Source organism: Mesorhizobium ciceri biovar biserrulae (assembly GCF_001618845.1).
Lineage (GTDB): Bacteria > Pseudomonadota > Alphaproteobacteria > Rhizobiales > Rhizobiaceae > Mesorhizobium > Mesorhizobium ciceri.
On the sequence record NZ_CP015064.1, the window covers coordinates 5,753,222 to 5,773,942 of the forward strand.

Genomic DNA, 20,721 nt, shown 5'->3' on the forward strand with positions numbered 1-20,721 from the left:
GACGCAGGCTTATGCCCGTCGGCAGCGCCGGCAAGCCAGGAACCGAACCATGAAGACCGACATCCATCCCGATTACCACACCATCAAGGTCGTCATGACCGACGGCACCGAATACACGACCCGTTCGACCTGGGGCAAGGAAGGCGATACGATGAACCTCGATATCGACCCGACCACCCACCCGGCTTGGACCGGCGGCCAGCAGACCCTGCTCGACCGCGGCGGCCGCCTGTCGAAGTTCAAGAAGCGTTTCGAAGGTTTCGGCATCTAATTGCATGTCGCCCAAAAGTGCGAAGCGGTTTTGGGATAACGACTTGCATCAAGTAAGAACTTAAGCCAAACGAGCTTTCACAGATCGAAAACCCGCCCTTGTGGCGGGTTTTTTGTTGCGGCGCGGTCCTACTCGGCCAGCAATTCCCTTAACGCCATGCGCTTGTAGGCGGCGACCAGCCTGTCGCCCTCCTGCCGCTCAACCGAGATCGCCAGCCGCATGGCGGCCTCGCCCATCTGCCAGACCAGAAACGCCGTGGTTTCCAGTGTCGCCGGATCGGCTGCCGGCCGCAGCCGTTTCAGCACCGCGCTGAGGAATTCGGCGTTGGCGCGGCTGTCGGCGAGTTCGAGCTGGCGCAGCGCCTTGTCGGCCTGCGTGCCCGACCAGATGTCGCGTATCACCGGCTCGGCCAGGAACAGCCGGTAATAGATGTCGACCAACTCTGAAAACGCGGACTGCAGGCGTTCGGCGTCGCTGATGCCAGCCAGTGCTGCCGAAATGCAGGACTGGCTTTCGGCGGTGTAGCGCTCGGCCAGCGCCCAGATGATCGCCCGCTTGTCCGGAAAGAACTGATAGAGCGACCCGATCGACACCCCAGCGCGCTCCGCCACCTCACCCATGCGCATGGCATCGCTGCCTTGCTCGGCGATCAGCGCCGAGGCAGCCGCCAGCATGCGCTCGACCCGCTCGCGGCTGCGCTGCTGGCTCGGCGCCCGACGCGGTGAAGCAGCCTGCTGCTGTGCGGAAACGGGGGTTGCCGCGTCTTCCATACCTGACTCCAAATGCCGCCAAAATCACTTGACTCGAAAAATACGAGGGTTTATCACGTTTTGCAAATGTGAGGATTAATCACGTTTATGCGGAGGAAAGCACAATGGGCATCTGGAGCAACTGACATGATCGCGAAACTTCTTCCCACTCTCATCTTCATTGCCGCACTTGGCTCAGGCGTCGTCGGCGGCGTCTTCTTTGCTTTCTCCAGCTTCGTCATGCCGGGCCTCGCCCGCATGCCAGCCGCAAGCGGCATTGCCGCGATGAATTCCATCAACGTCACAGCGGTGACGCCGCTGTTCATGACAGCACTGTTCGGCACGGCTCTCGTCTGCATCGTTGTCGCCATCGGTGCGGTGATCGGCTGGAACCAGCCAGGCTCGCTCTGGCTGGTTGCCGGCAGCCTGCTCTATCTCATCGGCATCGTGGTGGTGACGATGATCTTCAACGTCCCGCTCAACGATGCGCTCGCCGCCCTCGATCCGGCCAGCAGCAATGGCGCAAGCCTGTGGTCGCGCTACCTCAACGAGTGGGTGATGTGGAACCATGTCCGCACCATCAGCGGCATAGCCGCGCTGGCATCCTTCTGGTTCGCCGCGCGTTGAAAAGGATGGGTGGAGCCACCGATGAAGGATCAATATTCGAATATGGCCTTCGGCATGGCAATCGGAGTTGGTGTCGGTGCCGCGGTCGGCACCGCTCTGGATGACCTTCCGATGGGCGTCGCCGTGGGTATTGCGATTGGCGCCGCCTTCGGAGCGTGGCGACGCAAGTGACGGCAGCGGCGGCCTCTACGCCTTTGTCTTCCGATCGGAATGACCGAGGTCGCGGTCCGGATCAATGACATCGCGGACCAGTTGCTTCAGCTTGGCCGCGTCCGGAAAACCGCCGTCGCGCTTGCGATCCCAGACAAGCACGTCATTGCAGGAAATGGTGAAGATGCCGCCGGTGCCCGGCACCAGCGTTACTTCGCCGAGGTCCGTGCCGAAGGTCGACAGCAGCTCCTGCGCCATCCAGCCGGCGCGCAGCAGCCACTGGCACTGCGTGCAGTAGCTGATGCGGATGGCGGGGAGCACTCTTTCGCTCATGCCGGGCTGAGCTCCGCTCATGCCGCGCTGAGCTTGGCCATGGTCTCGTCGTCGACTTCGAAGTTGGCGTAGACGCTCTGCACGTCGTCGTCGTCCTCGAGCGTGGCGACCAGTTTCATCAGCGACTGTGCCCGCTCCTCGTCGACCGGAACGTTGTTCTGCGGCCGCCAGATCAGCTTCACCGATTCTGCCTCGCCGAGCGAGGTTTCCAGAGCCTTCGACACCTCACCGAGATTCTCGAAGGCGCAATAGATGGTGTGGCCTTCCTCGTCGGTTTCCACGTCGTCGGCGCCGGCTTCGATTGCCGCTTCCATGACCTTGTCGGCGCTGCCGGCCGATGCCGGATAATAGATCTCGCCGACGCGGTCCCACATGAAGGAAACCGAGCCCGTTTCGCCCATCGCGCCGCCGGCCTTGGTGAAGGCAGCACGCACATTGGACGCCGAGCGGTTGCGGTTGTCGGTCAGCGCCTCGACAATGACAGCGACGCCGCCCGGGCCATAGCCCTCATAGCGCACGGCTTCGTAATTCTCGGCATCGCCCATCGAGGCCTTGTTGACGGCGCGCTGGATGTTGTCCTTCGGCATCGACACCGCCTTGGCGTTCTGGATCGCCAGCCGCAAGCGCGGGTTCATCGATGGATCGGGCGTCCCGCTCTTGGCGGCGACGGTGATTTCGCGCGCCAGCTTGGAAAACATTTTCGACCGCACCGCATCCTGGCGGCCCTTGCGGTGCATGATGTTCTTGAACTGTGAATGGCCAGCCATGGCACCCCTGTCGTCTTCTCGGCTAGAGCATCGCGAAGCGAAGTGATCTGACCTCGTCTTCCGCAATGCCCGAATTCAAAATTTCAGAGCGTCCCAGGTGCACCTCTTGGAAGCACGGCGTTCTCTGTCGGAATGGCCGGCTTATAGATAAATCGGCTCAATTCGTCCAGCCGCACCGCGCACGGGACGCGCGCCATGGGCTGCAGCAAGCATTCACGCCTCCAGATCGGATTTCAGCCGGTCGATGATGCTGAGCGCATGGCCGGCATACTGGCTGATCCAGCGGTCGTGGATCTGCTTGATCGGCAGCGCGTTGAGATGGTTCCAGCGCTCGCGGCCGTCGCGCCGCGCAACGATCAGGTCGGCCTCCTCCAGCACCTTCAGATGCAGCATGACCGTGCAGCGATCGATATCGGGAAAGGCCTCGCACAACATGCCGGTCGTCTTCGGCGCGTCCTTCAGCTGATCCAGCATTTCGCGCCGCCGCGGATGCGCCAGCGCCTTGAAAACATTGTCGTCTTGCGATCGGCTTGACATGTTATGTTTATATAACATATTGTTGAACCGATCAAGGGAAGGAGCTGTGGATATGTCACTTGGATTCAGTGTTTCCGGACGCATCGGCAAGCCGGTCGCCGACGTCTTCGACGCAGTCGTCAATCCGAAGAAACTGAGCGGCTATTTCACCACGATCGGCGGCGCCAGCGCCCCGCTGGAAGCCGGCGCCGGCGTCGTCTGGTGGGGCAAGGTGCAGGTCGAGGTCGACGAAGTGGTCAAGGACCGCCGCATCGTGCTGCGCTGGGATGCCACCGATGAGGACGGCAAGCCGGCCTACAAAACCCGCATCGAGATGAACTTCGAACCGCTGGACGATGGCGGCACCTTCGTCACCATCGCCGAGAGCGGCTGGCAGGAAGGCGCGGTCGGCCTGAAGAAGTCCTACCTCAATTGCGAGGGCTGGTCGCAGATGCTGGCCTGCATGAAGGCCTATGTCGAGTACGGCATCAATTTGCGCGACGGTTACTACCGCAGCGAGATGAAAGGCGAACCCGCCAACGAGACCAATATCTGACCATTAGGAGCATTCCATGGACATCCACGAAAAACCGACCGCCGAAGCCGGCATGCTGATCCGGCGGCCTGTCGCCGAAGTGTTCGAGGCCTTCGTCGACCCGGCCATCACCACAAAATTCTGGTTACCCATGGCAGCGGCCGGCTGGACAGCGGCGAGCAGATCCACTGGGAATGGCGCATGTACGGCGTCTCGACGACGGTCGACGTCAGCGAGATCGTTCCGAACGAAAAGATCGTCATGCAGTGGAGCGATCCGCCGACCACCGTGGTCTGGACTTTCACCGAAATGCCTGGCGAGACAACTTTTCTCGAGGTTCGCAATTTTGGCTTCGCCGGCGATGGCGACGGGCAGGTCAAAGAGGCCGTCGGCTCAACCGGCGGCTTCACGCTGGTGCTGGCCGGTGCCAAGGCGTGGCTGGAACAAGGCCTGACGCTCGACCTGATCGGCGACCGTCACCCGAAGGGCGTGCCGGCTAACTGAACCGGCGGGCTTGGGATCGCCGCTTTTCCTGCTCGCGACGAGCTTGAATCCAATTCTCGGCCGGAGCTTCCGGAATGTCCAAGATATCGATCTCGCTGTCAGGCAATTCAGCCAGCTTGGCCAACTGATCGCGCTGATTCTGGCTAAGGTCCCTGCTGCTCTTGCCTCAATGCCCGCCGCCCGGCTTCTTGCGTCGCCGCGCCAGCATGTTGAGCCCCTCGACCAATGCCGAAAAGCCCATCGCCGCATAGATGTAGCCCTTGGGCACATGGTAGCCCATGCCGTCGGCGATCAGTGTCATGCCGATCATCAAAAGGAAGCCCAGCGCCAGCATGACAATGCTCGGATTCTTGGCGATGAAGTTGGCCAGCGGCCCGGCCGCCAGCATCATCACGCTGACCGCCACGATCACGGCGATGTACATGATAGCGATCTCGTCGGTCATGCCGACGGCGGTGATGATCGAATCGATCGAGAAGACCAGGTCGAGCAGCAGGATCTGGAAGATCGCGCCGGCGAGGCTGATCTGCAGCGTCTCGCCCATCATCGTATCCTTGTGGTCGTCGGGATCGACCGTGTGATGGATCTCCTTGGTCGCCTTCCAGACCAGGAACAGGCCGCCGGCGATCAGGATCAGGTCGCGCCAGGAAAAACCATGGCCGAAGGCCGTGAATACCGGCGTGGTCAGCTGGACGATGATCGAAATGGTGGCCAGCAGCACCAGCCGCATGATCAGCGCCGCCGAGATGCCGAGCCGGCGGGCACGGGCCCGTTGTGCTTCCGGCAGCTTGTTGGTCAGGATCGAGATGAAGATCAGATTGTCGATGCCGAGCACGACCTCGAGCACAATCAGCGTCAGCAGCGCGACCCAGGCGGTTGGATCGGACACAAATTGAAAATGCGGCGCCAGGAATTCGATGAGCTGCATGGAGGTCGTCCCCTCTTTTAACGATCTAGAGCAGTGTCGCCGGCAGTTAGGTACTAAGCGTGCCTATATCAATGTCATGACCAGAAGGACGGTGCGGTTTCCTCCAGCCGCGGGCCGCGACGAAACGGCGCGATCCGCTCGGTCAGCCCGGTGCGGTCGGAAATATCGACGCCGACGCCGCACAAGGTCGCCGGTCCGGTCGCCGCTTCGAAGCGGCCTTTCGGCACTTTCGACAGGAACCGGTTGAGCGGCTCCTCCTTGTCCATGCCGAGCGAGGAATCATAGTCGCCGCACATGCCGGCGTCGGACATATAACCGGTGCCGCCATTGAGGATCTGGTGATCGCCGGTCGGCTGGTGGGTATGGGTGCCGACGACGAGGCTGGCACGGCCGTCGACGAAATGCGCGAAGCACATCTTTTCCGAGGTCGCCTCGGCGTGGAAGTCGATGATCACCGCATCCGCCTGCTCGCCGAGCGGACAGGCGGCAAGCTCGCGTTCGCCGGCCTGGAAGGGATCGTCGAGTTCGGGATGCATGAACACCCGGCCCATGATGTTGGCGACCAGCACGCGCGCGCCGCTCCTGGCGATGTAGACGCCGGAGCCGCGCCCGGGCGTGCCCTTGGGAAAGTTCGAGGGGCGCAGGAAGCGCTCTTCGCGCGGCGCGAAGGCGAGTGCGTCGCGCTGGTCCCAGACATGGTTGCCGGTTGTGACGACATCCGCACCGGCCGCGATCGTCTCGCGAAAGATATCTTCGGTGATGCCGAAGCCGCCGGCGGCGTTCTCACCGTTGACGATGACGAAATCGAGTTTGAAGTCGGAGATCAAGCCGGGCAGCTGTTCCCACACCGCCGTCCGTCCTGTCTTTCCAACCATGTCACCGAGAAAGAGAAGTCTCATATGATCCCGCACCGAAGGTCAGCGAAGCAAAAGCTGCATGACGTCTGTGAAAGATCATGCGTCCTTTTATCTACAATTTTGACGCGAAGCGGCGCAACCCGCTCTCGGTCAGTATTTCCGGAATGACGACGTCATGTTCCTCATCCGGCACCATTGCCACCTCCTGGCAGTCGAAGGCGATGCCGACCAGCCGCGGCGGCTGTCCCTTGTCGATCAGCTTGGCGATGGCGCGGTCGTAATAGCCGGCACCATAGCCGATGCGATGGCCGCGCGCATCGAAGGCGGCGAGCGGCACCAGCATCACCGAGGGGTCGAGCACTTCTGCTTCTTCATGCGGGCCGACCGTGCCGAAACCCATCTCGACCATCGGCGCGCCGCGCACCAGTTCGCGAAAGACGATCGTGGTTTTGTCGAGAATGGCCGGCAGGCAAAGCCGCGCGCCCCTTTCGCGCAAGGCAAACATCAGCGGCCTGACGTCGACTTCCGAGCGCATCGGCCAGAAGCCGGAAACGATCTGGCCCGGCTCAATGTGGAGGTGATCGCGTGCCGTCTCTGCCATTTCAAGCGCGACCTCCACCCGCCAGAATTCGTCGAGCGCATCGCGGCGTCCGAGGGCCTCGCGGCGAAGCTGCTTTTTGAGGTCTTTGAGAGAGGTCATGCAGTCAGGGTAGAAAAGGTCAGATCTGGATGGAGTGTTGGGAGCGACGTCTTCCACCGCAATCATCCACCGAAATGCGGGACGCGTGGCAATAAGTGACGATCCACACAACCGGTGGAGAGAGCGATCCCGGGAACCTACAAAGTAGGTGGGCGCCGTGTGAGAAAACCCACGGGTCTTCCCAGGGACAGCTCCCTAAGGATCGTTAAGGCCCCGGGGAAAATGTTCTCCTGCCGGGAAGCACAGACCGTCCCGCCCAATATAGGCTGCCGGCCGGCTAAGCGCCAGTGAGACGGGAACTCTTTCCGTGTTGGGTTCAGGCCCTCGCGCCGCCAACACCTCACCCTTGCACAGGCACGGGCTCGTCCTTACGGTCGCGATGACCAACCGAGGAGCAAGAATGCGTTTCGAAGGCACGGCGGCCTATGTCGCCGACAAGGATCTGATGGTGGCCGTCAATGCGGCGATCGCGCTGGAGCGGCCCTTGCTGGTCAAGGGCGAGCCCGGCACCGGCAAGACGGAACTGGCCCGCCAGGTGGCGACTGCACTCGGCCTCGACCTCATCGAATGGCACGTCAAGTCGACGACGCGGGCGCAGCAGGGCCTGTACGAATATGATGCCGTCTCGCGGCTGCGCGACAGCCAGTTGGGCGACGAGCGCTTTAACGACATCAGGAACTACATCAAGCGCGGCAAACTCTGGGAGGCTTTCGCCGCCGGCAGGAAGGTCGTGCTCTTGATCGACGAGATCGACAAGGCCGACATCGAATTCCCAAACGATCTCCTGCAGGAACTCGATCGGATGGAGTTCTTCGTCTACGAGACCGGCGAAACCATCCGCGCCGCCGTCAGGCCGATCGTCATCATCACCTCCAACAACGAGAAGGAGTTGCCGGACGCGTTCCTGCGCCGCTGCTTCTTCCATTACATCCGCTTTCCCGACGTCGACACGCTGCACAGAATCGTCGACGTCCACTATCCCGGCATCAAGCAGAACCTGGTTCGGGCAGCCCTCACCCAGTTCTACGAGATCCGCGATGTGCCGGGGCTGAAGAAAAAACCGTCGACCTCCGAGGCGCTCGACTGGATAAGGCTGCTGGTCGCCGACGACATCGCGCCCGAGGATCTGCGCGCCGACCCGAAGAACGCGTTGCCCAAGCTGCATGGCGCATTGCTGAAGAACGAACAGGATGTCCATCTGTTCGAGCGGCTTGCCTTCATGGCGCGCAGGCAAGGGTGAGGCGCCGGGCACTGGCTACGATCGAGCTTCGCTTGCGCCCTGAGCACGATGACGGTCCCTTGCCTCTTGCGGCGCGACGTTTCTGGGGCCGAAGACGACGAAGCTGATGACGGCAAGGGCAAGAACGCCGATCCCGCTATAGAGCATGACCCAGCCAAAACCGTTGACCAAGGCAGCATGCGCAAGCGCGCCGGACGGGTCGAGGGTCGCCAGCCTGGGCGAATATTGCGAGAGGCCATCGAGATTTCCGGTGGCGATCTTTTCCGCCAACGCGCGCAATTCGTCCGGGTCAAGGGCCGTGCCCAATGCGGTTTTGAGATAGGAAGCAATTCCCTGCGTCAACAGCAGGCCCAGCACCGCGATGTTGATGGCGAGCGTGATCAGCCGCGCGCTGATATCGATGCCCGAAGCCATGCCGGCGCGATCCGGCGACACCGAACCCGTCGTGGTGTTGGTGGTCGGTGAGTTGGTGAGGCCGATACCGATACCGGCGATCAGCGTACCGGGCAGCATGGTCAGCCAGCTGGTTCCCTCAAGGCTCGAACCTATCCTCATGGCGATAAAGCCGACCCCCAATGTCAGCAACCCGAGCGGGATCGCCACCCGCGCCTGATAGCGGGCGCGCAGGCGCTCGGCGGTCGAGGACATCAGCATCAAGGGAAGCGTGTAGACGAGCAGCAGCAGGCCGGTCGTGGTGCTGTCGTAGCCGAGCACACCCGAAAAATAGATCGGCAGATAGATGATGAACGGCCAATAGCTGAAATTCATGCCGATGCCGCCCATGATCGCTCCCGAAAATTGACGGATCCGAAACACCGAGAAATCGAACATCGGGTAGGGGCTGATCTTCTCGGCAACGAGGAACGCGGCGAAGGCCAGCACGGCAGCACTTGCTACGCCGATGCGGGCGCCAGAGCCGAGATCGGCCCCTTGCGTGATCAGATAGGAGAAGCCGAACACCGCGAACGAGAGCGTCAGGATACCGGCACGGTCAAGCTTCTGGGCATTGTGGTCGCGTGATTCGGTGACACCGGCACCGATGAAGACCAGCGCAAGGATGGCAAGCGGCACATGGATGAGGAACACCCACTGCCAGCTCGAGAACGCGACGATCAATCCACCGATGGCGGGACCAAAGCCAAGCCCGATCCCCGAGACGACGCTCCAGGCCACAAAAGCCTTGCCGCGTTCGCTGCCGTCCTGAAACTGGTGGGACAAGACGGCCACGCTGCAAGTGAACATCGCCCCTCCCGCCAGGCCTTGCAGGAAGCGTGCAATGATGAGGAGCGAAGCGCTCGGCGCGAGGCCGCACAGCAGTGAGGCCAGGCCGAAGGCGATGGTGGCGATCACCATCACCCGTTTGCGGCCGAAGCGGTCGGCCAGCGTTCCTGTCGCCATCAGCACCGTGGTGCAGGCAATGGTGTAGGCGTTCATGATCCATTGCAGATCCTTGAAGTCGGCGGCGAGCACGCTTTCCAGTCTCGGAAGGATCACCGGGACGCTGGAGATTTCGAGGCCGAACAGCAGCGAGGCAAGGCAGGCCCCGGCAAGCGCAACGGTGTTTCGGTCGATTTGAAACGTCATGTCGATCACTTTCTGTCGAAGCATTCTGGAACCGGGCTGGCTCTTCAAACTGCGGTCGAGATGACATAGACGACGCTTGACCATGAAAAAAGACTATGCATTTCTATTTCAGAGATAACAAAATGGAATGCCGGAGATGGCCAGTCTCGATGTCGATGCCGTGCGCACTTTCGTCATGGTGGCCGACCTGCAGAGCTTCACCCGGGCGGCTGCAGCACTTGGCAGCACCCAGGCGACGATCAGCGTCAAGTTGCGGCGGCTCGAGGAAAAGCTCGGCGCACGTTTGATCGAACGAACCCCGCGCCGCGTGGCACTGTCGGAAAGGGGGGCTGTCTTCCTGCCCGTGGCCCGCGAATTCCTTGCCGCCCATGAACGCGCCGTCGCGGAATTTTCCGCGGCGCCATGTCGGCTTGCGCTCGGCTTCGTCGATCATGTCGCGGGGCCTGAGCTTTCCACGCTGATCGCCCAGCTTCATGCCCACGATCCGTCGCTCGCGCTCAACATACGGATCGATACCAGCTCCATGCTGGAAGAAGCTTTCGATCGCGGCGAACTCGATGCGGTGATTGTGCACCAGGAAGATGACAGTCGACGCGGTGAAGCTTTGTCGCGCACCCACTATGGCTGGTTCGCGGCACCTGGCTTCGAATGGCGACCAGGCACGCCCCTGCGCCTGGCTCTTTTAAGCACCAGATGCAATTGCCCGGACCGTATGAGAGCGGTCGAGGCGCTGGACCGGGCAGGCATCGCCTGGAATGAGGCTTTCGTCGGCGGCGGCGGCGCTGCCGTCAACATCGCGGTATCGGCGGGCTTTGCCCTTTCCGCCCTCGCTTACCGGGTTGTGCCCCCGGGCTTGATCGAGGTGGGCCGCAAACTCGGCCTGCCACCAATTCCCCCGTCCGAGATCGTTTTGCAGTCGCACGCTCTGCCGCCGCGGGCGCGGGAGGCGCTGCACATGCTCGCGACCGCTTTTCGCGAATATAGTTCGCCTGCCGAATAGGCAAGGGTGTTCCTGATCCCGATTCTATTGGTATGGATCGGGTTCCAGACTTCAGAGGGAACGAAATGTCCGAGATAATCGTCCGCCCGCTCGCGCAGTCCGACCACGCCGATTGGCGGCGCCTGTGGACCGACTATCTCACCTTCTATGAGACGAAGCTGCCGGAAGAGGTCTACGCCGTCACCTGGAAGCGGCTGTTCACTCCGGGCGAATTCGAGCCAAAAGGCTTCATCGCCACACTGGACGGCAAGGCGGTCGGTCTCACGCACTACCTGTACCACCGCTCCGGCTGGTCGGAGAAAAACAACTGCTATCTGCAGGATTTGTTCGCCGACCCGGATGTGCGCGGCAAGGGGATCGGCGCCGCCCTTATCAACGCAGTGAAGGAAGAGGCGGCAAAGATCGGCGTCAAGAATGTCTACTGGATGACGCACGAGACCAACGCCACCGCGCGCAAGCTTTACGACCACGTCGCCCGCCGCACGGGCTTCATCGAGTATGATTTGCTGTAACCGGCCATGTTCATCCCCTTCTTCCTTGAACTGAAGGCTGCACGCGTTCCCGTCTCGCTCAGGGAATATCTGTCGCTGCTGGAAGGGCTGGAAGCCGGGCTGGTCGACTACGACGTCGAAGGTTTTTACTACCTCGCCCGTGCGGCGCTGGTGAAGGACGAGCGCCATATCGACCGCTTCGACCAGGTGTTCGCGCATGTCTTCAAGGGCATCGAAGCACTGGGCGGGCCGGATGCAGTCGATATCGCCAACATCCCCGAGGAATGGTTGCGCCGCCTCGCCGAAAAGCACCTGACCGACGAGGAGAAAAAACTGGTCGAAGCGCTCGGCGGTTTCGAGAAACTGATGGAGACATTGAAACAGCGGCTGCAGGAACAAAAAGGCCGTCACCAGGGCGGCTCGAAATGGATCGGCACCGGCGGCACCTCGCCTTTCGGCGCCTATGGCTACAATCCCGAAGGCGTGCGCATCGGCCAGCATGAAAGCCGCAGCCGGCGCGCGGTGAAGGTCTGGGACAAACGCGAGTTCAGGAATTTCGACGATGCCGTCGAACTCGGCACCCGCAACATCAAGATCGCGCTGAAACGCCTGCGTCGCTGGGTGCGTGAGGGCGCCGAGGAGGAGTTCGACCTGCCCGGAACCATCCATGCCACGGCCGAACACGGCTATCTCGACGTGCAGACGCGGCCAGAGCGGCGCAACGCGGTGAAGCTGTTGATGTTCTTCGATGTCGGCGGTTCGATGGACGACCACATCAAAAGCGTCGAGGAGCTGTTCTCGGCCGCCCGCGCCGAATTCCGCCAGCTCGAATATTTCTATTTCCACAACTGCCTCTATGAGGGCGTGTGGAAGGACAATCGCCGCAGGCATGCCGAGGTGATTCCGACCTTCGACCTGCTCCACAAATATGGGCCGGACTACAAGGTGATCGTCGTCGGCGACGCCTCGATGAGCCCTTACGAGATCGCTCACCCCGGCGGTTCGGTCGAGCACTGGAATCCGGAGGCGGGCAGCGTCTGGCTCGGCCGTCTGCTGCAGCAATGGCCGAACGCGGTATGGCTGAACCCCGAAGACCCCAAGAACTGGGGCTACACCCATTCGATTGCGATGATCCGCGACATCTTCGGCGGCCGCATGTTCCCGCTGACGCTGGCCGGGCTTGAGGGCGCGACCAAGCAGCTTTCAAGAAAGCACTGAAAGACCGACAGGAGATCCGATGACCTGCTTCCTCTGCCTGCAATGCGGCGTCCAGTTCGCGGCGACAGAGACGCCGCCAGAACATTGCCCGATCTGCGAGGACGAGCGCCAATATGTGCGCTGGGAGGGCCAAGCGTGGATCACGCCGGAGGAACTTGCCGAAGGACACCGGCTTGTGATGAAGGACGATGCCGGCGTTCTCGCCTTCGGCATCGAGCCGCGCTTCGCCATCGGCCAACGGGCGCTGCTGGCGCAGACGCCACACGGCAACGTGCTGTGGGACTGCGTTTCGATGGTCAGCGACGAGGCGGTGGCCGAGATCAACCGCCGCGGTGGCCTGGCGGCGATCGCCATCTCGCACTGCCACTATTATTCGGTGATGGCCAGTTGGAGCGAGGCGTTTGGCGGCGTGCCGATTTATCTCCATGCCGATGACCGCCAATGGATCATGCGACCGCACAAGGCGATCGTCAGTTGGGAAGGCGAGACGCTGGCCATAAACCCTTCGCTGACGCTCATCCGCTGCGGCGGCCACTTTGCCGGCGGTCAGGTACTGCACTGGAAACGCGATGTCGGCGACGTCTTGCTGGCCGGCGATATCTTGCAGGTGACGCCGACGCGCCGCCATGTCAGCTTCATGTACAGCTATCCGAACTACATTCCGCTCAATGCAGCGGCCGTGCGCCGCATCGCGGCGGCACTGGAGCCATTCGCGTTCGACCATATCTATGGTGCATGGTGGAACCAGAATGTCATCGGGGGCGCAAAAGCGGCGTTGGCTGCTTCGGTCGATCGCTATCTCAGGGCGATCGCATAAAGATCACGATCAAAAATGCGGGCAAATCGCGCAACAAATGCCTATCTTGGTGCGAATATGAGGTTGCAATCCGCGCATGATCCCGAACTTCCGGTTCGGATTATGCGCAAAACCAAAGTACTATAGCGTCCTTTGCGCGTGCGATGGGCGCGCGGCGCTGTAGTGGCGAGCCGGCAAGGCTGAGGAGATCACATGGACACCCACACCTACCCTGTAACCCGCACCGACGCCGAATGGCGCGCCCGGCTGACGCCGGAGCAGTATGCCGTCATGCGCGGCCACGGCACCGAGCGGCCGGGAAGTTGCGCTTTGCTCTACGAGAAGCGCGCCGGCACCTTTTCCTGCGTCGGCTGCGACCAGCCTTTGTTTGAATCCAAGCTGAAGTTCGAGAGCGGCACCGGCTGGCCGAGCTTCAACGACCCGGTGCCGGGTTCGGTCGAAAACACCGTCGACCGCAGCTACGGCATGGTTCGCACCGAATGCCATTGCGCCCGCTGCGGCAGCCATCTCGGCCATGTTTTCGAGGACGGCCCGCCGCCGACCGGCCTGCGCTATTGCATCAACGGCGTGGCGCTGAAATTCGAGCCGGCGGCCTGAACCGAAATTCGATTGAATGAATGAAAAGGGCGGCTGCGGCCGCCCTTTTCATTGCCCCCCGGCCGAACCCGGCGAACGCGGTGGGCGCCCGTGTCCGCTCTCAGACCACGACCGTCAGGATTAGCCATAATGTGGCGCCGAGCGTCATCAGCGAGGCCTTGGCGCCACTGGCCTTTTGCGTGGTTCGCCATACGGAAAAGGTCAGAAAGAGGTTGTAGGGCACCGGTGCGAAATGCACCGCCAGAACCAGCGCGAGCGGCAGCTTCAGTCCGAGCAGGATGATCGCGGCCACCAGAGATGCGACGTTGAGCGCCGTGCCGCCAAGAACAAGGTCGCGCCAGAACAGCCGGTCGAGCGGCACCTGGCCTTGCCAGCGTGAGCGGAAAAAGGAGCCGATACCCTCTGGCAACACCGGATGTCTATCCCTGCCTCAGGACTTCGGTTACCGCGCGCTCGAAACGCGAACATTCGGTCACCAGCCAGTCGGCCATGGCTGGCCAGTTGTCCTCGGCATAGCAGTTCACCCGCCACATCGAATTGATGCCGAGATCCTCGCAACTCTGTTCCGGCCTGAGCTTCAGCCTGGCTTCGATATCAGGCTGGAACGGTTTCAACCGCGACCACGCTTGCGTGGCGCCGAACTTCTCGTTGCGGCCGAAGAAGACGCCGACCTGGCTCTGCGCCGGCGCGACATACATGGAAAGGACCAAGGCGAAATCGGGCAGCCCACGCTGCCAGAACCAGGGTCCGCGCCTCGCCATCAAAACCCTTTCTTCCGGATGCCGCTCGGCGAACAGCGTCCAGAAGCCGCGCTGGCGGAATTCAGAGGCGCGGCGGGCGCCGAAGTCGAATTCGCTCATGGCTCGATGCTCGCTCCGGCATCATGCTCGGCCGGAGACTGTTTCGAAATTCGCTCCGGCGAGTCATATGGTGGTGATTTCGAGAACCGGAGCGGAGCGTACTTAAAGTACGTGAGCTCAGTTCTACTGCATTGCAGTAGAACTAGGGAAGCGCAGAAAACGCCACCAGATGGCCGCCGGAGTAGAATTTCCAGACAGTCTCTACACCATGCCGAGTGCGGCCTTATACAGATCGAGGATGGTTTCCTCTTCCTGACGCTCGGCCTGGTCCTTCTTGCGCAGCCGGATGATCGTGCGCATCGCCTTGGTGTCGAAGCCTGTGCCCTTGGCCTCGGCGAACACTTCCTTGATGTCGTCGGAAATGGTCTTCTTCTCTTCCTCGAGCCGCTCTATGCGCTCGATGAAGGCACGCAGCTGGCCGGCGGCAACAGTCTGGCTGGTATCGGTGATATCGTCGGCCATATTTTTCTCCACATCGTTTCTGCGCCGCGACTCGGGATGCATGCAGCGGCGAATTGAGCGGGCTCGATGCCCGACCGGCGGCGGCGGGTCAAGCTGTTATCGATGATCGAACTGACGCTGCCGCCACGATGCGGACAGCGATCCCCAGGAAGGTATCAATTAGCTGAAAGCGATCAGCAGATCCTTGGCATCGATCTGGTCGCCTGCCTTGACCAGCACCTCGGCGACCGTGCCGTCGCGCTCGGCATGCAGCGCCGTCTCCATCTTCATCGCTTCGATGGAAAGCAGCACGTCACCGGCCTTCACAGCCTGGCCGGCAGCCACCGAAAGCGCAGAAACGACGCCCGGCATCGGTGCGCCGACATGCGCCTCGTTGCCGGGTTCGGCCTTGCGGCGGGCCTTGGCGGCGGACGCGCCATGCGCCCGGTCGGGCACCTTGACACGGCGCGGCTGGCCGTTGAGTTCGAAGAACACGGTGACCATGCCCTTCTCGTCGACATCGCCGATGGCCAGGCAGCGCACCACCAGCGTCTTGCCCTTCTCGATGTCGACGAAGATCTCGTCTTCCGGCTTCATGCCGTAGAAATACGTCGGCGTCGGCAGCACGCTGACCGGCCCATAGGTCTCCTGCGCGCCGGCGAAATCCGTGAACACCTTCGGATACATCAGCCACGAGGCGAATTCGAATTCCGACAGCTTGCGCTCGAGCTTCTCCTCGATTTCCTTGCGGTTGGCCTTGAGGTCGGCTGGCTTGAGCAGCGAGCCGGGCCGCACCGTGATCGGCTTGTCGCCCTTGAGCGCCTTCCTCTGCAGCGCCGCCGGCCACCCGCCTGGCGACTGGCCGAGATCGCCGCGCAGCATCGAGACGACCGAGTCCGGGAAGGCGATATCCCTGTCGGGGTTTTCGACATCGGCAACGGTCAGGTCCTGGCTGACCATCATCAATGCCATGTCGCCGACAACCTTGGACGACGGCGTTACCTTGACGATGTCGCCGAACATCAGATTGACGTCGTGATAGGTCTGCGCCACCTCGTGCCAGCGCGTCTCCAATCCGAGCGAGCGAGCCTGTTCCTTCAGATTGGTGAACTGCCCGCCCGGCATCTCGTGCAGATAGACTTCCGAGGCCGGCCCCTTGAGGTCGCTTTCGAATGCGGCGTACTGGTTGCGCACCGCTTCCCAGTAGAACGAGATCTTCCTGATCCATTGCGGGTCGAGACCGGGGTCGCGTTCGGTGCCCTTCAGCGCCTCGACGAGTGAGCCAAGGCATGGCTGCGAGGTGTTGCCGGAGAAGGCATCCATCGCCGCGTCTATGGCGTCGACGCCGCTTTCCACCGCCGCCAGCACCGTCGCCGCCGACAGGCCCGACGTGTCGTGGGTGTGGAAATGGATCGGCAGGTCGGTCGCCTCGCGCAGCGCCTTGAACAGCACGCGTGCTGCGGAAGGCTTCAGCAGGCCGGCCATGTCCTTGACGGCGATGATGTGGGCGCCGGCCGCCTGCAATTCCCTGGCCAGGCCGACATAGTATTTGAGGTCGTATTTCGCCCGCGCCGGATCGAGGATATCGCCGGTGTAGCAGATCGCCGCTTCGATCAGCTTGCCTTCGGCTCCGACCGCATCCATGGCGACGCGCATGTTGTCGACCCAGTTCAGGCAATCGAAGACCCGGAACAGGTCGATGCCACCGCTTGCTGCCTGCTTGACGAAATGCTGCACGACATTGTCGGGATAGTTGGTGTAGCCGACGCCATTGGCACCGCGCAGCAGCATCTGCAACAGCAGATTGGGCGCCGCCTCGCGCACCAGCGACAGCCGCTCCCACGGATCCTCGGTGAGGAAGCGCATGGCGACGTCGAAGGTGGCGCCACCCCAGCATTCCAGCGATAGAAGCTGCGGCAAGGCACGCGCATAGGTACCGGCGATGCCGGCAATGTCATGCGTGCGCATGCGCGTCGCCAGCAGCGATTGATGGCCATCACGCATCGTCGTGTCGGTGACCAGAACCTCCTTCTGATCGCGCATCCAGGCGGCGAACTTCTGCGGGCCCAGCACATCCAGCTTCTGCTTGCTGCCGCCGGGCACATTGCCGTTGAGGTAAGGCACCACGGGTGCCGCGGCGTCGGCCTTCGGCTGCGGCCGGCCGCGCGTCTCGGGATGGCCGTTGACGCTGACGTCGGCGAGATAGTTGATGAGCTTGGTGGCGCGGTCCTGGCGCTTGACCTGCTGGAACAGTTCCGGCGTCGTGTCGATGAACTTGGTCGTGTAGGAATTGTCGGCGAAGCTCGGATGGTTGATGATCGCTTCGAGGAAGGTCAAATTGGTGGCGACGCCGCGGATGCGGAACTCGCGCAGCGCCCGATTCATGCGGGCGATCGTCTCGGCCGGCGTCGGCGCCCACGCCGTCACCTTCTCCAGCAGCGGGTCGTAGAAGCGGGTGATGACCGCGCCCGAATAAGCGGTGCCGCCGTCGAGGCGGATGCCGAAGCCCGTCGCGCCGCGATAGGCGGTGATGCGGCCGTAATCCGGGATGAAATTGTGCTCGGGATCTTCCGTGGTGATGCGGCACTGCAGCGCGTGGCCGTTCAGCCTTATGTCCTTCTGCGCCGGCACGCCTGATTCCGGTGTGCCGATGGCAAAGCCGTCGAGGATATGGATCTGCGCCTTGACGATATCGATGCCCGTCACCTGCTCGGTGACGGTGTGCTCGACCTGGATGCGCGGGTTGACCTCGATGAAATAGAATTTGCCGGTGTCGGCATCCTGCAGGAACTCGACCGTGCCGGCGCCGATATAGCTGGTCTCGCGGGCGATCTTGAGCGCATGGCCGCAAAGCTCCTCGCGCTGCGACATTTCGAGATAGGGCGCCGGCGCCCGCTCGACGACCTTCTGGTTGCGGCGCTGGATCGAACAGTCGCGCTCGAACAGGTGCACGGCATTGCCATGGGTATCGCCCAGCACCTGCACCTCGACATGGCGGGCGCGTTCGATCAGCTTTTCGAGATAGACCTCGTCCTTGCCGAAGGCGGCTTTCGCCTCGCGCTTGCCTTCGGTGACTTCGCGGGCAAGGTCGGCTTCGGCGCGGATGGCCCGCATGCCGCGGCCGCCGCCGCCCCATGATGCCTTCAGCATCACCGGATAGCCGATTTCCTTGGCCAGTGTCTTGACCGTCTCCATGTCATCCGGCAACGGATCGGTGGCGGGGATCACCGGCACGCCGACCTCGATGGCGAGATTGCGCGCCGCGACCTTGTTGCCGAGCCGCCGCATTGTGTCCGGCCTCGGCCCGATGAAGGTAATGCCGGCTTCGGCACAGGCGTCGGCGAATTCGGGGCTTTCCGACAACAATCCGTAGCCGGGATGGATAGCATCGGCACCCGACAGCCTGGCGATGCGGATCACCTCCTCGATCGACAGATAGCTTTCGATCGGCCCCATGTCCCTGGTCAGATGCGGCCCGCGTCCGACCTGGTAGCTCTCGTCGGCCTTGAAGCGATGCAGGGAGTATTTGTCTTCCTCCGCCCAGATCGCCACGGTTTTGAGCCCGAGTTCGTTGGCCGCGCGGAAGACGCGAATGGCGATTTCGGACCGGTTGGCGACGAGGATCTTCGTGATGGCCAAGGACTGGGCTCCAGCGACGGAAGGAAGAGAAATCGGCGCAATGATTAGCGTGAAAATGCTGCAGTGCAAACGAAATTGACGCGCATTTAAACCGATTGAAATGGAATCATTGCGCCAAGGACCTTTCCCATTCCTCCGAACAGCCAAAAAAGAGCCGGCTTTCCGGTTAATGCACGATCATTGCCCGGCTAAGCATCGGCTCCACCGGCCGCCCCTGACATGACGATGGCAAAAGAAAATGCCCGGCGCGAGGCGCCGGGCATCCGTAAATGGTCTGGAGACTGACGAGCTTACATCTTCTGGACGTAGGTGTACTTGCCGTCGTCGCCCTTCTTCCATTCGTACATGACGTAGCCGGGCAGCGTCGGATCGCCCTTGGCGTCATAGGACAGGTCGCCGAGAACGGTCTTGAAGGGGCCGTTTTCATGCAGCGCCTTGGCAACTGCCTGCGGGTCGTTCGACTTGGCAGCGGTCGCTGCTTCCGCGATCGCCTGCACGGCGGCGTAGGAGTAGAGCGTGTAGGCTTCCGGCTCGAAACCCTGCGCGCGGAACTTCTCGACGAGTTCCTTGTTGGCGGGGATCAGGCGCGGATCCGGGCCGAACGTGTTGAGCGTGCCCGCAACTGCGTCGCCTGCGATCGAAGCCAGTTCGTTCGACACGATGCCATCGCCGGAAACCAGCGTTGCCTTGAGGCCCTGGTCGGCCGCCTGACGGATGATCAGGCCGGCTTCGGTGTGCAGGCCGCCCCAATAGATGATGGAAACGCCGGCTTCCTTCATCTTGGCGATCAGCGCCGAGAAGTCCTTGTCGCCGACATTGATGCCTTCATACATGACTTCCGTCACGCCCTTGGCGTTCATCGCCTTCTTGGTTTCGTCGGCAAGGCCCTGACCATAGGTGGTCTTGTCGTGAACGACAGCGATCTTGGCGTCCTTGAAGTTGGCGGCGAGATACGCGCCGGCAATGCTGCCCTGCTGGTCGTCGCGTCCGCAGGTGCGGAACACGTTCCACAGACCGCGCTCGGTGAATTGCGGGTTGGTCGCGGCCGGCGTCACTTCGACGATGCCGTTTTCCGCATAGACTTCAGATGCCGGGATAGAGACGCCGGAGTTGAAGTGGCCGACCACGAACTTGACGCCGTCGCCGACGAACTTGTTGGCGACCGAGATACCCTGCTTCGGATCGGAGACGTCGTCGCCGACTTCGAGCTTGATCTGCTCGCCGTTGATGCCGCCCTTGGCATTGATGTCGGCGACAGCAGCTTCCGCCCCCTTCTGCAGCTGCGCGCCGAAGGCGGCGTTCGGACCGGTGATCGGGCCCGCGACGCCCATCATTACGTCAGCCCACGCGCTGCCGCCGAACGCGACAAGCGCGGTCAGGGCGACGGCGGACAAAAGTGACTTTTTCATTTAAACGCTCCCATTAACGGAGTGGGCGTGGATGAAGCTTTCATGCGATGCCCACCCTTATCGCAGAAAGCATAGTTTGCCGATTTTCAGGCACTTGTCACGCCGATTCAATTTCGAGGCGGCGTTAATGATGAACGTCAACCTTTCGGTTTCCAGCTCAAGAGTGAAGCTCTTTCGTAGAGCCAATTATACTGTGTCACCATCTGGTTGGTGCGCGTGTATTGATAGCCGACGAAGCCGAGGATCATCAGCACGATGGTGTCGACGACATAATAATGCAGCGAGAACATGGTGCCGCCGAACAGCGCGTGATGGATGAAGCGGATCGCGATGCCGAGGCCCAGCACATAGGCGAACAGCTGGATGAAGCTGCGCCACGTCTGGGCACTGGCCTTGCCCGTCATCCACGCCGCCCAGCCGCCGAGCAGACAGGTGACGAAGAAGAACTGCCAGATCGAGGGTTCCTCGTAAAGAATGCCCTGCATGGT

24 protein-coding genes, 1 other RNA gene and 1 pseudogene are annotated in these 20,721 nt (G+C 61.9%); 11 read left to right on the forward strand and 15 right to left on the reverse strand.

Annotated features, from left to right (window positions below):
* Nucleotides 1–49: 49 nt before the first annotated feature.
* Complete coding sequence (rpmE, locus tag A4R29_RS27160) at nucleotides 50–271, forward strand: 50S ribosomal protein L31 (RefSeq protein ID WP_013529118.1); 222 nt, start codon at nucleotides 50–52, stop codon at nucleotides 269–271.
* Between the two features lie 128 nt (nucleotides 272–399).
* Here rpmE and A4R29_RS27165 read toward each other — a convergent pair whose 3' ends face one another.
* A complete protein-coding gene (locus A4R29_RS27165) occupies nucleotides 400–1,041 on the reverse strand; it encodes a TetR/AcrR family transcriptional regulator (RefSeq protein WP_063173255.1) in 642 nt (213 codons plus the stop codon).
* A gap of 126 nt (nucleotides 1,042–1,167) precedes the next feature.
* On the opposite strand from A4R29_RS27165, the gene A4R29_RS27170 reads away from it, so the two are divergent.
* Together A4R29_RS27170 and A4R29_RS33425 are read left to right on the forward strand one after the other, a co-directional pair.
* Nucleotides 1,168–1,647, forward strand: a complete 480-nt coding sequence (locus tag A4R29_RS27170) for an anthrone oxygenase family protein (RefSeq protein WP_013529116.1) — start codon at nucleotides 1,168–1,170, stop codon at nucleotides 1,645–1,647.
* Between the two features lie 21 nt (nucleotides 1,648–1,668).
* Nucleotides 1,669–1,818: a glycine zipper domain-containing protein gene (locus A4R29_RS33425; RefSeq protein WP_013529115.1), complete on the forward strand. Its 150-nt coding sequence runs from the start codon at nucleotides 1,669–1,671 to the stop codon at nucleotides 1,816–1,818.
* A 15-nt stretch (nucleotides 1,819–1,833) separates the two neighbouring features.
* Here the strand turns inward: A4R29_RS33425 and A4R29_RS27175 are convergent, their stop codons facing one another.
* The 3 genes from A4R29_RS27175 to A4R29_RS27185 all read right to left on the reverse strand — a co-directional run bounded on the left by A4R29_RS27175 (nucleotide 1,834) and on the right by A4R29_RS27185 (nucleotide 3,434).
* Nucleotides 1,834–2,130 (reverse strand): Rdx family protein, encoded by a 297-nt coding sequence (locus A4R29_RS27175; protein WP_145923786.1) that lies wholly within the window; start codon nucleotides 2,128–2,130, stop codon nucleotides 1,834–1,836.
* 17 nt (nucleotides 2,131–2,147) lie between these two features.
* Nucleotides 2,148–2,897, reverse strand: a complete 750-nt coding sequence (locus A4R29_RS27180; RefSeq protein ID WP_013529113.1) for a YebC/PmpR family DNA-binding transcriptional regulator — start codon at nucleotides 2,895–2,897, stop codon at nucleotides 2,148–2,150.
* A 213-nt stretch (nucleotides 2,898–3,110) separates the two neighbouring features.
* Nucleotides 3,111–3,434 carry an ArsR/SmtB family transcription factor gene (locus tag A4R29_RS27185; protein ID WP_024502907.1) on the reverse strand — a complete coding sequence of 108 codons (324 nt, stop codon included), beginning with the start codon at nucleotides 3,432–3,434 and terminating at the stop codon, nucleotides 3,111–3,113.
* Nucleotides 3,435–3,486: 52 nt separating this feature from the next.
* Between A4R29_RS27185 and A4R29_RS27190 the strand changes: the two genes are divergently transcribed.
* The gene (locus A4R29_RS27190) at nucleotides 3,487–3,969 is read left to right on the forward strand and encodes an SRPBCC domain-containing protein (RefSeq protein WP_063173257.1); all 483 of its coding nucleotides are present in this window, start codon (nucleotides 3,487–3,489) and stop codon (nucleotides 3,967–3,969) included.
* 16 nt (nucleotides 3,970–3,985) lie between these two features.
* Nucleotides 3,986–4,452 (forward strand): annotated as a pseudogene (locus A4R29_RS27195) (SRPBCC family protein).
* Between the two features lie 166 nt (nucleotides 4,453–4,618).
* Here A4R29_RS27195 and A4R29_RS27200 read toward each other — a convergent pair.
* From A4R29_RS27200 to ssrS, 4 genes are all read right to left on the reverse strand, one after another.
* Complete coding sequence (locus tag A4R29_RS27200) at nucleotides 4,619–5,380, reverse strand: TerC family protein (RefSeq protein WP_013529109.1); 762 nt, start codon at nucleotides 5,378–5,380, stop codon at nucleotides 4,619–4,621.
* A 74-nt stretch (nucleotides 5,381–5,454) separates the two neighbouring features.
* Nucleotides 5,455–6,279: a TIGR00282 family metallophosphoesterase gene (locus tag A4R29_RS27205; RefSeq protein ID WP_024502904.1), complete on the reverse strand. Its 825-nt coding sequence runs from the start codon at nucleotides 6,277–6,279 to the stop codon at nucleotides 5,455–5,457.
* Between the two features lie 70 nt (nucleotides 6,280–6,349).
* On the reverse strand, nucleotides 6,350–6,937 hold the full coding sequence (locus tag A4R29_RS27210; protein ID WP_024502903.1) for a 5-formyltetrahydrofolate cyclo-ligase: 588 nt from the start codon (nucleotides 6,935–6,937) through the stop codon (nucleotides 6,350–6,352).
* A 96-nt stretch (nucleotides 6,938–7,033) separates the two neighbouring features.
* Nucleotides 7,034–7,189, reverse strand: a non-coding RNA gene (gene ssrS, locus A4R29_RS27215) — 6S RNA.
* Nucleotides 7,190–7,337: 148 nt separating this feature from the next.
* On the opposite strand from ssrS, the gene A4R29_RS27220 reads away from it, so the two are divergent.
* Nucleotides 7,338–8,177 carry an AAA family ATPase gene (locus A4R29_RS27220; RefSeq protein ID WP_063173258.1) on the forward strand — a complete coding sequence of 280 codons (840 nt, stop codon included), beginning with the start codon at nucleotides 7,338–7,340 and terminating at the stop codon, nucleotides 8,175–8,177.
* A 15-nt stretch (nucleotides 8,178–8,192) separates the two neighbouring features.
* Here A4R29_RS27220 and A4R29_RS27225 read toward each other — a convergent pair whose 3' ends face one another.
* Entirely contained in the window at nucleotides 8,193–9,761 is a 1,569-nt protein-coding gene (locus tag A4R29_RS27225) for an MFS transporter (protein ID WP_063173817.1), read from the reverse strand.
* A 136-nt stretch (nucleotides 9,762–9,897) separates the two neighbouring features.
* Here A4R29_RS27225 and A4R29_RS27230 point away from each other — a divergent pair, with 136 nt between their 5' ends.
* The 5 genes from A4R29_RS27230 to msrB all read left to right on the forward strand — a co-directional run bounded on the left by A4R29_RS27230 (nucleotide 9,898) and on the right by msrB (nucleotide 13,884).
* Nucleotides 9,898–10,761, forward strand: coding sequence for a LysR family transcriptional regulator (locus A4R29_RS27230; RefSeq protein ID WP_024502900.1), 864 nt, complete (start codon nucleotides 9,898–9,900; stop codon nucleotides 10,759–10,761).
* Nucleotides 10,762–10,826: 65 nt separating this feature from the next.
* Nucleotides 10,827–11,273, forward strand: coding sequence for a GNAT family N-acetyltransferase (locus tag A4R29_RS27235; protein ID WP_013529104.1), 447 nt, complete (start codon nucleotides 10,827–10,829; stop codon nucleotides 11,271–11,273).
* Nucleotides 11,274–11,279: 6 nt separating this feature from the next.
* Entirely contained in the window at nucleotides 11,280–12,470 is a 1,191-nt protein-coding gene (locus A4R29_RS27240) for a vWA domain-containing protein (RefSeq protein WP_063173259.1), read from the forward strand.
* Nucleotides 12,471–12,489: 19 nt separating this feature from the next.
* On the forward strand, nucleotides 12,490–13,287 hold the full coding sequence (locus A4R29_RS27245; RefSeq protein WP_063173260.1) for an MBL fold metallo-hydrolase: 798 nt from the start codon (nucleotides 12,490–12,492) through the stop codon (nucleotides 13,285–13,287).
* A 192-nt stretch (nucleotides 13,288–13,479) separates the two neighbouring features.
* Nucleotides 13,480–13,884, forward strand: a complete 405-nt coding sequence (gene msrB / locus A4R29_RS27250) for a peptide-methionine (R)-S-oxide reductase MsrB (protein WP_013529102.1) — start codon at nucleotides 13,480–13,482, stop codon at nucleotides 13,882–13,884.
* A gap of 100 nt (nucleotides 13,885–13,984) precedes the next feature.
* Here msrB and A4R29_RS27255 read toward each other — a convergent pair whose 3' ends face one another.
* From A4R29_RS27255 to A4R29_RS27280, 6 genes are all read right to left on the reverse strand, one after another.
* Nucleotides 13,985–14,296 carry a hypothetical protein gene (locus tag A4R29_RS27255; protein ID WP_063173261.1) on the reverse strand — a complete coding sequence of 104 codons (312 nt, stop codon included), beginning with the start codon at nucleotides 14,294–14,296 and terminating at the stop codon, nucleotides 13,985–13,987.
* Nucleotides 14,297–14,303: 7 nt separating this feature from the next.
* Nucleotides 14,304–14,744 carry a hypothetical protein gene (locus A4R29_RS27260; RefSeq protein WP_063173262.1) on the reverse strand — a complete coding sequence of 147 codons (441 nt, stop codon included), beginning with the start codon at nucleotides 14,742–14,744 and terminating at the stop codon, nucleotides 14,304–14,306.
* Between the two features lie 201 nt (nucleotides 14,745–14,945).
* Nucleotides 14,946–15,206 carry a DUF2312 domain-containing protein gene (locus A4R29_RS27265; RefSeq protein WP_013529099.1) on the reverse strand — a complete coding sequence of 87 codons (261 nt, stop codon included), beginning with the start codon at nucleotides 15,204–15,206 and terminating at the stop codon, nucleotides 14,946–14,948.
* A gap of 159 nt (nucleotides 15,207–15,365) precedes the next feature.
* Entirely contained in the window at nucleotides 15,366–18,824 is a 3,459-nt protein-coding gene (pyc, locus tag A4R29_RS27270; RefSeq protein WP_063173263.1) for a pyruvate carboxylase, read from the reverse strand.
* Between the two features lie 290 nt (nucleotides 18,825–19,114).
* Entirely contained in the window at nucleotides 19,115–20,233 is a 1,119-nt protein-coding gene (locus A4R29_RS27275; RefSeq protein ID WP_013529097.1) for a branched-chain amino acid ABC transporter substrate-binding protein, read from the reverse strand.
* Nucleotides 20,234–20,370: 137 nt separating this feature from the next.
* A complete protein-coding gene (locus A4R29_RS27280; protein WP_013529096.1) occupies nucleotides 20,371–20,718 on the reverse strand; it encodes a DUF6867 family protein in 348 nt (115 codons plus the stop codon).
* Nucleotides 20,719–20,721 lie beyond the last annotated feature (3 nt).